Genomic DNA, 10,682 nt, shown 5'->3' with positions numbered 1-10,682 from the left:
GATTGTTCTTTGGTTTGCCACACAAAACTTTGTTTTGAATTAAACCCCGTACTGACCACGATAAGTTTCAATGCGTTTGATGAGTGCTTGGTCACTGCCTTGCTTTAAGTAGTCAACAAGGTGTGATAAATTAATAATGCTTAATACTTGAATGCCAAAATTTTGTTCAACTTCTTGAATGGCTGAAGTCTCGCCCTTGCCTTTTTCTTGACGGTCAACGGCAACAATCACACCTTTGGCTTTAGCGCCATTTGCATCAATAATATCCATCGCCTCACGGATCGCAGTGCCAGCGGTAATGACATCATCAATAATTAGAATATCACCTGCTAGCGGATGTCCGACAATATCACCACCTTCACCGTGTGTTTTGGCTTCTTTGCGATTAAAACTATAGGGCACATTTTTATTAAAATTGTCGTTGAGTGCCATAGCGACTGCGGTGGCCAATGGGATACCCTTGTAAGCAGGTCCAAACAATACATCAAATTCTAGTCCGCTTGCTTGGATCGCTTGTGCATAAAAATTGCCTAATTTTGAAAGATGTTCACCCATGTTAAACGCACCTGCATTGAAAAAATAGGGGCTAATGCGTCCAGATTTTAATGTAAATTCTCCAAATTTTAATGCGCCAATTTCTAACATAAAATCTACAAAGTCTTTTTGGTATTGCTCCATGATTTTCCTATAAAATTATTTTAATGAAGAGAATTATAACGGCTAATGTTAATGGCATTCGCGCAGCTGAGAAAAAAGGGTTTTTTAACTGGGTAAAAACTCAAGATGCAGATGTGGTTTGCCTGCAAGAAATTAAAGCGCAAGAAGACCAGTTGGATGAGCGATTTTATCCAAAAGAATACCATTGCTATTACCAAAGCGCCGAGAAAAAAGGCTATTCTGGCACGGCAATTTTCAGCAAACAAGCGCCCACTCAAATCATTAAAGAAAGCCCGTGGGATGATATTAACTTTGAAGGGCGATTTATTCAAGCTGACTTTAAAGATTTTTCGGTTATTTCAATTTATATACACTCAGGCAGCGCCAAACAAGAACGCCAAGATTTAAAAATGGCATTTTTGACTGAGCGATTCATGCCTTACTTACAAGAACTTAAGGCAAGCGGTCGCAAGGTAATTATTTGTGGTGATGTAAATATCGTGCATCAGGAAAGAGACATTAAAAACTGGAAAGCCAACCAGAAAAACTCAGGTTGCTTGCCACAGGAGCGCGCTTGGTTAGATGACTTATTCTTTGAAGTCGGTTTTATCGATGGCTTTCGTGAAGTTAATCAAGAATCACACCAATACACTTGGTGGAGTAATCGTGGACAAGCATGGGCAAATAATGTCGGTTGGCGCATTGATTACCAAATCCTCACACCAAATCTCAAAGGCACGGTTAAAAGCGCCGATATTTATAAAGATGAACGATTTTCAGACCATGCGCCACTTATTATGGAGTATCAATTATGAAAAAAATTATAGTCATATTGTTAATTTTCTCACACGGTGCTTTATCCTTACCAGGGGATGGGGAACTTGTGGCTACGCCTTATATAAAAGGCACTACTTACAATCAGATGGGAGCATACCAAGAGGCTGTTAGTGTTTTTAAAGAAGTTTTAAATACTGAGCCCAATAACGACAAGGCATACTATCAAATGGGTGTCTCTTATTTGGCACTTAAACAACAAGATAAGGCAATGAATGCTTTTGAAAAATCTATTGAAATTAATCCTAAAAATCCCAGCTCTTATCTCAATATTGGTCTAATTTATTTCAAGAAAAAACAATACAAAAAAGCCTTAAAACTCTATCAACGCGCCAACAAAATCATGCCTAATAATCAGGATTTTTATTATAACATGGGTGTAATTCAAGAAATACTTGGCAAAAATACCAAGGCGATTGAAATGCACAAAAAATCTATTGAAATTAAACCAAAATTTTCCTCGTATTACCATATGGGTATTATTTACGGTAAATTAAAACAACATCAAAAAGCACTTGATGCTTACCAGAAAGCTACCGATATCAACAATTTAATTGCTGAAATTTATTTTAGAATAGGGCGTACTTACGAAATCATGGCGCAACACCAAAAAGCTATTGACTCTTATCAAATAGCAGCAAGTCTTGATCAAAAAAATCCTATTAATTATGAAGAAATAGGATTTAACAACATGGCATTAGGTCAATACCAAGAAGCTATTGAAGCCTATCAAAAAGTTGTTAAAATCAAGCCTGATGATTACATGTCGTATTACAGTATCGCAAATTCTTACTATGAACTACACTACAATAAAGATAATGCTTATGGCACTAAAAGCTACAACAACCTATACGAGTCCATCAAGGCTTACAAACAAGCGATTAAGATTAAGCCTAGTTTTAAAATTACTTACATTAATTTATTTGAACTGTCATTGGTTCAAAATCAAGCCTTTGAGCAAGATTTATTAGTTAAATTTCAACATAACTTTGCCAACAATCGACAAGCGATGATGGAATTCGACATGTTGAGCACACTCAAAAAAATTGACACAACAAAGCAATTGCTTAATGAGAAGCAGAAGCAGAACTTTAAGGATAAATACAAAGGCATACACTTTAACAATTGGTCGTGGCGTGAAATTGAGCAATGGATTAACACTAAAACTAGCAGTAAAGCGACACTAGAATCTGCACTTACATTTTTCAAAACTTTTGATAAGCCTAACAATTAAACTCCATGAGAAAAATCCAAAGTTTTGTTAAACGCTCTGGCAGACTGACTGCTTCGCAAGAAAAAGGATTGACTGAGTTGTGGGATGATTATGCGATTGAACCACAAGGTGTATTGGACTTTGCTAAGATTTTTGGCAATAATAATGATGTGGCATTAGAGATTGGTTTTGGCAATGGCGATACACTGGTGGCAATGGCACAGGAAAACCCAGAGTTAAATTATGTGGGCATTGAAGTTTATGAAGCGGGGATTGGGCGCTTGATTAATAGTGCGTATATCAAGCAGCTAAGTAATTTGAAAGTGATGAGGGGTGACGCAGTTGAGTTCTTAAATGATAATATTGCCGATAATTCTTTGGCTAGATTTCAGTTATTTTTTCCCGACCTTGGCACAAGAAAAAACACCATAAACGCCGAATTGTACAACAAGATTTTCTAAGTTTATTAACTAAAAAATTAAAAATTGGTAGTATTTGCCACATGGCAACGGATTGGCAAGATTATGCGCAGCAGATGATGGAAATGTTAGAGGCAAATAAAAACTTTAAAAACACTCAAAGCGCCCATACATACACCCCGAGACCTGAGTTTCGCCCTTTGAGCAAGTTTGAAAAACGCGGTAATAAATTAGGACACGGCGTTTGGGATTTAATTTTTACTAATAGGTAACTAACATGCTATTTCCAATTTTTGTTATTGCAACACTTATAGAATTATATGTACTGATGACAGTCGGTAGCTCGATTGGTGCAGGCAATACGGTTTTGCTGGTTATTATCACGGCATTTATCGGTTCTTACTTATTAAAACAACAAGGGCTTTCTACACTAAAAAAAGTACAAATAGCGGCTGCTCAGGGAAACAATCCATCCTTTGAAATGTTGGAGGGTGTGGTGATTATGGTATCAGGTATATTGCTTTTAACGCCTGGATTTATCACAGATACTATTGGTTTGTTGGGGCTGGCGCCTTGGAGTCGAGCATTTTTTCTGACGCATTTTTTAGAGAAAAATGCCAACCGAGTTTTCACCACAACGCAAACACAAAAGCCAAGAGAGAGGCAAAAGACAATGAAAAACGATGACACCATTGAAGGTGAATTTTGGGAAGACTAGAAGACGCTCTTGAAACACTGGATGATTGGCTAAATTACCAAGAAAACTTGCATACAAAAGAAATTGATTTAGGGCTGGAACGCATCCAAAAAATTTATCAAAAACTCTTCCCGCAAGGTGTGCTTTTTAAAGTCATCACAGTTGCAGGAACAAACGGCAAAGGCTCAACCATTGCTTTTATTGATAACATCTATCAACAAGCAAATATCAAAGTTGCTAAGTTTACCTCGCCACATATTCTTAAATACAATGAGCGCTTTGTAATTAATGGTGTGCAAATTAGCGATAAGGCAATATGCACAGCATTTGAAACAATTGAACAAGCGAGGGGCAATACTTCTTTAACTTATTTTGAGTTTTCTACTTTGGCAGCACTCATTATTTTTACCAAGGAAAAGGTGGATATTGCCGTGTTAGAAATCGGGCTAGGAGGGCGACTTGATTCTGTCAATGTGGTGGATAGCGATGTGGCTGTGATTACTAACATTGAGCTTGACCATATCGATTATTTGGGTGACACGCGTGAAAAAATCGGTTTGGAAAAATCTGGCATTATGCGTAAAAATATCCCATGCATCTGCGGTGATTTGAACCCACCAAGCACAATTACCCAATATGCCAAGCATTGTGGCGCATTGCTAAGCTTTGTTGATACGCCTTATCTTGGTAATATTGGCTTGTCAGGCAAGCATCAACAAACCAACGCTGCACTTGCTATTGAAGCGGTTAATAGATTACAACCTGTATTCTCTGTCAATCAAAATCAACGCGCTCAAGGCATTGAAAAAACCAAATTATCGGCTCGCCTCCAAGTCAAAACCATTAATGACAAAACTGTTGTATTGGATGTTGCACACAATGCAGCGGCAGTCCAAACCTTGGCTGATGAACTTAAGAAAAACAAACAGCCGACTATCGCTATTTTTTCTGCACTACAGGATAAAGACATCAAATCAATGATTGATATTATGACGCCACTTGTTGATAAATGGTTGTTACCTCCTTTGCAAATTAGTCGAGCAATCGCTATGCAAGATTTAACAAAAAAATTTAGTTTATCAAGCAAAATCAAAGTTTGCGACGATATGCCATCGGCAATTCATCATGCGTTTAACACCAAACAAGTTGGGCGTATTGTTATCTTTGGCTCTTTTCACATTGTTGCCAATGCACTCAAAGTGCTTAGATAATGCATGATAAAATCTTGTAAAATCGCCCATAAACAACTACAAAAACAATAATGGAAGAAATTAGCGCAAATATTAACGAAACAATTGGATTGTTAGTTTGGTCCGATTGGCTAACAATGATAATTTTGCTTGTCTTTATTGGGCTTGGCATTAAGCGTGGATTGGTCGTAGAAGCAGTCAACTTATTATTTTTAATAGTTGCTGTCTTTGGTGCTTGGTTGTTCTATGAAAAACTCTCCCATCTGGCAATCATTAGATGGTCACTAGACTCTCACCAATCGCAACTTGCTGTTGCTTTTGGCATTATTTTTGTTGCTGTTTTAGCAATCAAAATAGGAATGTATAAGTTAATAGCCATTTCATCAGAGGGTAAAAGCCCTTGCACACTCAACAAACTTTTTGCTTTATCAGTGCTTCTCACACTCAACTTATTTGCCAGCTGGCATTGCACCAGCTCTTTTACTAATTCTGAGGTGATGGCATATTTTGTTAGTGATATTGCACTGCGAATTGAACTGTCATTTATTCTCATATTCACCGCTATTACTGGCACTGCTTTACTGCTAAAACATATATTTAATATTTCAATCAGTTCACATGAGCCTTGCTTTTTGGCATCATTTTTTAGAATTATTTTAAATGGCTTACATAGCGTTGGTGTTACACTCAATGCGCGTGAGACTAGTACCCCGATGCGCAAAATATGGGGTGCTATTGTTGGATTGCTCAAGGGCTTTGTGCTTATTGTTGCGCTCATCTTAATATTGCAAAATATTGACTTTATATCCAAACAAGTTTTTTGGATTGAGTCTCAAAGCCTGTTTAAAGCCTTTCAAGATATGGCTACAAGCATTAGACCTGAATTAGCAGACTATCTATTATTTATCAAAAAAAATTAGGAAATAACTTATGTGTGGCATTGTTGGAATTTTATCTACTACTAAAAAAGACACAGCAATTTATATTTATGATGCGCTAACCATTCTTCAACACCGTGGACAAGATGCTGCGGGTATTGTTACCTCTCACAAAGGTCGTTTTTATATGCACAAATCAAATGGCTTGGTTAGAAACGCTTTTAGGTCTAAGCATATGGCTGGACTGTTGGGTGATATGGGTATTGGACATGTGCGTTACCCAACTGCAGGCAGTTCTTCTGGCGCAGAAGCACAACCTTTTTATGTAAATTCACCTTACGGCATTGCATTTGCACATAACGGTAATCTTACCAATACTAAAGAATTAGAACAAGAATTATTTGAACAAGACTTGCGTCATATCAACACCAATTCTGATTCTGAAATTCTACTAAATGTGTTTGCTAGCGAATTAGGAAAATTAGAAAAACAACGCATTAATGAAAAGGATATTTTTACCTCAATTACTCAAGTGCACAAACGGGTGCGTGGTGCTTATGTGGCAGTTGGTATGATTCCAGGTTATGGTATTTTTGGCTTTCGTGACCCAAATGGCATTCGCCCACTTATTTTAGGAAAACGCACCACGAATGGGGGTACTAAATATATGCTTGCTTCAGAAAGTGTCGCACTCACCGCATTAGGCTATAAAATTACTCGAGATATTGCACCTGGTGAAGCAATTGTTATTAATAGACAAGGCAATATTTTTACACAACAATGCTCAAGCGTAAGCAAATATTCACCGTGTATATTTGAGTTTGTGTACTTTGCTCGCCCAGATTCGGTGATTGACAATATTTCAGTCTATAAATCACGCCTTAGAATGGGTGAAAAATTAGCAGCAAAAATTCAACAAGATTGGTCTAGTGAAAAAATTGATGTGGTTATCCCAATTCCAGATACTTCGAGAGTATCAGCACTACAGCTAGCGCAAAAACTCAAGGTGAAATACTCCGAAGGCTTGATCAAAAATCGCTACATCACGCGCACTTTTATTATGCCTGGGCAAAAACAGAGAAAAAAATCTGTGCGCCAAAAACTCAGTGCTATTGAACTTGAATTTAAAGGTAAAAATGTTCTATTAGTTGATGACTCTATCGTACGTGGCACTACCAGTAAGCAAATTGTGCAAATGGCGCGTGATGCTGGCGCTAAAAAAGTATTTTTTGCCTCAGCATCCCCTGCAGTGCGTTATCCTAATGTTTACGGCATTGATATGGCAAGTAATAAAGAGTTTATTGCACACAATAAAAACACTGATGAAATTTGCAAAGCCATTGGCGCTGACAAACTTATTTATCAAAATTTAGATGACTTAATTTGGTGTGTTCAACAAGGTAATACAGACATCACAGAATTTGACTGCTCTTGCTTTAACGGCAAATATGTCACCGGTGATGTTGATAAAAACTACTTACAAGGTATTGAAGATTTACGCTCTGATGATGCTAAACAACAAAATGATACCAATGCAAATTCAGAATTAATCTGTAATGATGTAGAATAGGCATTATTTTGACGATTACTACATAACATGAAAGACCTACAATTTGACACTAAAGCGATACGCGAAGGCTATCAAACCACTAACGAGCAAGAGCACTCTGAGGCTATTTTTCTAACTTCCAGTTTTAAGTTTGACTCCGCAGAACAAGCGGCGGCTCGCTTTGCCAAAAAAGAGCCTGGTAACATCTATGCGCGTTTTACCAATCCTACAGTTGATGCTTTTGAGAGAAAATTAGCCGCACTTGAGGGTGCGCAAGCCTGCGTAGCAACTGCATCTGGTATGGCGGCGATTTTTGCCACTATTATGGCATTGGTTAAATCGGGTGAACATATTGTGGCTTCGCGTAATATGTTTGGCACCTCAATCGTGTTACTCAATACCATTGTTAGCAAGTTTGATATTGCCATTAGTTATGTTGATTTAAGTGATGTATCGCAGTGGGAAAACGCTGTTCAGGATAATACAAAATTATTTTTATTGGAAACACCTTCTAATCCATTAGGCCAAGTGGTAGATATTACTGCGTTGAGTAAGATTAGCCGAGTCACAGATATTTTATTGGCGGTGGATAATGCACTTTTATCACCAGCGCTACAAACACCCATCAAATTAGGGGTAGATATCGTTATCCACTCAGCCACTAAATATATTGATGGGCAGGGGCGCTGTCTAGCAGGTGCGGTATTAGGCAGTGAAGAAATTATTGAAAAAGTAGCTGGTTTTACTCGTGCAACAGGTCCTAGTCTAAGTGCCTTCAATGCATGGATTGTGTTAAAAGGTTTAGACACGCTTAGCCTTAGAATGAAAGCACATTGTGAAAATGCACTTAAAGTTGCAACTTGGCTAGAAAACCAACCACAAGTAACAAAAGTGCACTATTTAGGTTTGGACTCTCATCCACATCACCAGCTTGCAAAAACACAACAATCAGGGTTTGGTGGTATTGTATCATTTGAGGTTAAGGGCGGGAAAGTGGCAGCGTTTAAACTAATTAACGCCACTAAAATATTCTCTATTACTGCTAATTTAGGTGATACAAAATCTACCATTACTCACCCAGCAACCACCACACACGGTCGTCTAAGCGATGAAGAAAAAACCAATGCCAATATTACTGATGGACTCATCCGCCTTTCAATAGGACTAGAAGACACCGATGATTTAACAGCAGATATAAAAATCTAGTCTAAATCGGGTATAATTCTCAAAAAATATTTAACAAACAAAAACTATGCAAAACTCTTTTTCTTACGAAGAACTCATGAAATGTGGCAACGGTGAATTATTCGGCCTCGGCAATGCACAATTACCTCAGCCACCAATGCTGATGTTTGACCGCATCACTCATATCTCAAGCGAAGGTGGTGAATACGGCAAAGGTGAAATTATTGCAGAATTAGACATTAATTCTGATTTATGGTTTTTTCAGTGTCATTTTAATGACGACCCTGTGATGCCAGGTTGTTTAGGCGTTGATGCTATGTGGCAACTGGTCGGTTTTTATTTAGGCTGGCTAGGTGGCCCTGGTCGTGGTCGTGCACTAGGATCAGGTAATATTAAATTTACAGGTCAAGTACTGCCAAGTGCTAAAAAAATAACTTACAGAATTAACTTATCTCGCGTGATTGCGACGAAAATTGTATATGGGCGTTGCTGATGCAACGATGGAAGTTGATGGTGAGGTTATCTACGAAGCCACCAATTTAAAAGTAGGTTTATTCACTGATACTAGTAAAATGTAATGAACAGAGTTGTTGTCACAGGAATGGGGATTGTTTCTAGTTTAGGCGCAAACTGTGCAGAAGTTTTAACTTCCTTAAAAACTGCTAAATCAGGCATTAAATTTGATGAAACTCAGGCAGATATGGGGCTTCGTTCACATGTATCTGGTGCTATCGCTGAAATAGATTCTGGCGAAATTATTGATAGAAAAATGAAACGCTTCATGGCAGATGCTGCTATCTATAATGCTGTTGCATTAGATGAGGCTATTAAACAATCTGGGCTAACTGAAGCACAAGTCTCTAACCCACGCACAGGACTGATTATGGGTTCTGGTGGCGCCAGTAATCAAAATGTAGTGGAAGCTGCAGACATTTTAAGAGAGAAAGGCATTAAGCGTGTTGGCCCTTATCGTGTGCCGCGTACCATGGGTTCAACGACTTCTGCTTGCCTCTCTACCCTATTCAAAATCAAGGGTATTAATTACTCAATCAGTTCTGCCTGCTCAACCAGTGCACATTGCATTGGCAATGCTATGGAACAAATTCAGCTGGGTAAGCAAGATGTGGTGTTTGCTGGTGGTGGTGAAGAGCTAGATTGGTCACTGACCATGCTATTTGATGCCATGGGTGCACTATCTTCCAAATACAACGAAAACCCAAAGCAAGCCTCTCGTGCCTTTGATGCAGACCGTGATGGTTTTGTAATTTCTGGTGGTGGCGGTGCATTGGTTTTGGAATCTTTAGAACATGCTCAGAATCGTGGGGCAACGATTCTTGCCGAATTAACAGGTTATGGTGCAACTTCAGATGGTCATGACATGGTTGCACCATCGGGCGAAGGCGCTAAACGCTGTATGGAGCTCGCTATTTCAACCGTTGATGGTCCAATTGACTATATCAATGCACATGGTACTTCAACGCCTGTAGGCGACGCCAAAGAGCTTAGTGCTATTAAAGAAGTGTTTGGTGATAATATTCCAAATATTGGTTCAACTAAGTCACTTTCAGGTCATGCATTAGGTGCTGCTGGTGTTAACGAATCAATCTATTCACTACTTATGCTACAAAATGATTTTATGGCAGAATCTGTCAATATCAATACTTTGGATGAAGCAGCAGAAGACATGCCAATTGTTCAAACAACTACCAAACAATCACTCAATCGAGTGATGTCAAACAGTTTTGGCTTTGGTGGTACAAATGCTTGTCTGGTGTTTGAAAAGTTCAAGAAATAAAGCGCTATTCTTTCCAACTGAATGATGGGTATTTGTCGGTAATCAATAATACCGAATAGGCACTTACTCTTAAGCTATATCGCATCAACCCAACCAAAAAATTAAATAGTTTTTTTGGCATTCTTCCTATCATCAAAATAATTAGCCAAACTATAGGCAATAACAAGAGTACCGCCACCCCAAGAACCGACAGCATTAAAAAATGTGGCATTGCCAACAACCATTTGATTAATGGCAAATAACGATTTAAATCTTCTTTAACATT

At 38.3% G+C, this 10,682-nt stretch carries 10 protein-coding genes and 2 pseudogenes; 10 read left to right on the top strand and 2 right to left on the bottom strand.

Annotated features, from left to right (window positions below):
- Positions 1 to 39 precede the first annotated feature (39 nt).
- A complete protein-coding gene (gene pyrE / locus BAZSYMA_RS06565) occupies positions 40 to 678 on the bottom strand; it encodes an orotate phosphoribosyltransferase (protein ID WP_090716919.1) in 639 nt (212 codons plus the stop codon).
- Positions 679 to 701: 23 nt separating this feature from the next.
- Between pyrE and BAZSYMA_RS06560 the strand changes: the two genes are divergently transcribed.
- From BAZSYMA_RS06560 to fabB, 10 genes and pseudogenes are all read left to right on the top strand, one after another.
- Positions 702 to 1,472, top strand: coding sequence for an exodeoxyribonuclease III (locus BAZSYMA_RS06560; protein ID WP_090716917.1), 771 nt, complete (start codon positions 702 to 704; stop codon positions 1,470 to 1,472).
- Positions 1,469 to 2,725 carry a tetratricopeptide repeat protein gene (locus BAZSYMA_RS06555; RefSeq protein ID WP_090716914.1) on the top strand — a complete coding sequence of 419 codons (1,257 nt, stop codon included), beginning with the start codon at positions 1,469 to 1,471 and terminating at the stop codon, positions 2,723 to 2,725. Before BAZSYMA_RS06560 ends, BAZSYMA_RS06555 begins: the two co-directional genes overlap by 4 nt.
- A gap of 5 nt (positions 2,726 to 2,730) precedes the next feature.
- Positions 2,731 to 3,395 (top strand): annotated as a pseudogene (trmB, locus tag BAZSYMA_RS06550) (tRNA (guanosine(46)-N7)-methyltransferase TrmB).
- 5 nt (positions 3,396 to 3,400) lie between these two features.
- A complete protein-coding gene (locus BAZSYMA_RS06545; protein WP_090716912.1) occupies positions 3,401 to 3,841 on the top strand; it encodes an FxsA family protein in 441 nt (146 codons plus the stop codon).
- Positions 3,829 to 5,031, top strand: a complete 1,203-nt coding sequence (locus BAZSYMA_RS06540; RefSeq protein ID WP_090716910.1) for a bifunctional folylpolyglutamate synthase/dihydrofolate synthase — start codon at positions 3,829 to 3,831, stop codon at positions 5,029 to 5,031. The genes BAZSYMA_RS06545 and BAZSYMA_RS06540 overlap by 13 nt, the downstream gene beginning before the upstream one ends.
- Before the next feature lie 50 nt (positions 5,032 to 5,081).
- The gene (locus BAZSYMA_RS06535; RefSeq protein ID WP_090716907.1) at positions 5,082 to 5,930 is read left to right on the top strand and encodes a CvpA family protein; all 849 of its coding nucleotides are present in this window, start codon (positions 5,082 to 5,084) and stop codon (positions 5,928 to 5,930) included.
- Positions 5,931 to 5,940: 10 nt separating this feature from the next.
- Positions 5,941 to 7,458, top strand: coding sequence for an amidophosphoribosyltransferase (purF, locus tag BAZSYMA_RS06530; protein WP_090716904.1), 1,518 nt, complete (start codon positions 5,941 to 5,943; stop codon positions 7,456 to 7,458).
- A 27-nt stretch (positions 7,459 to 7,485) separates the two neighbouring features.
- The gene (locus tag BAZSYMA_RS06525) at positions 7,486 to 8,643 is read left to right on the top strand and encodes an O-succinylhomoserine sulfhydrylase (protein WP_090716902.1); all 1,158 of its coding nucleotides are present in this window, start codon (positions 7,486 to 7,488) and stop codon (positions 8,641 to 8,643) included.
- Between the two features lie 46 nt (positions 8,644 to 8,689).
- A pseudogene (fabA, locus tag BAZSYMA_RS06520) lies at positions 8,690 to 9,200 on the top strand (bifunctional 3-hydroxydecanoyl-ACP dehydratase/trans-2-decenoyl-ACP isomerase).
- The gene (gene fabB, locus BAZSYMA_RS06515) at positions 9,200 to 10,417 is read left to right on the top strand and encodes a beta-ketoacyl-ACP synthase I (protein ID WP_090716900.1); all 1,218 of its coding nucleotides are present in this window, start codon (positions 9,200 to 9,202) and stop codon (positions 10,415 to 10,417) included. The pseudogene fabA and the gene fabB overlap by 1 nt, the downstream one beginning before the upstream one ends.
- Before the next feature lie 4 nt (positions 10,418 to 10,421).
- Here the strand turns inward: fabB and BAZSYMA_RS06510 are convergent.
- A partial coding sequence (locus tag BAZSYMA_RS06510; RefSeq protein WP_143243129.1) for a DUF4389 domain-containing protein occupies positions 10,422 to 10,682 on the bottom strand: 261 nt, incomplete at its 5' end.

Source organism: Bathymodiolus azoricus thioautotrophic gill symbiont, from assembly GCF_001298715.1.
In the GTDB taxonomy this organism is placed as follows: Bacteria; Pseudomonadota; Gammaproteobacteria; order PS1; family Pseudothioglobaceae; genus Thiodubiliella.
The sequence above is the reverse complement of the archived record's forward strand: the minus strand, read 5'-3'. Positions and strand labels throughout refer to the sequence as shown.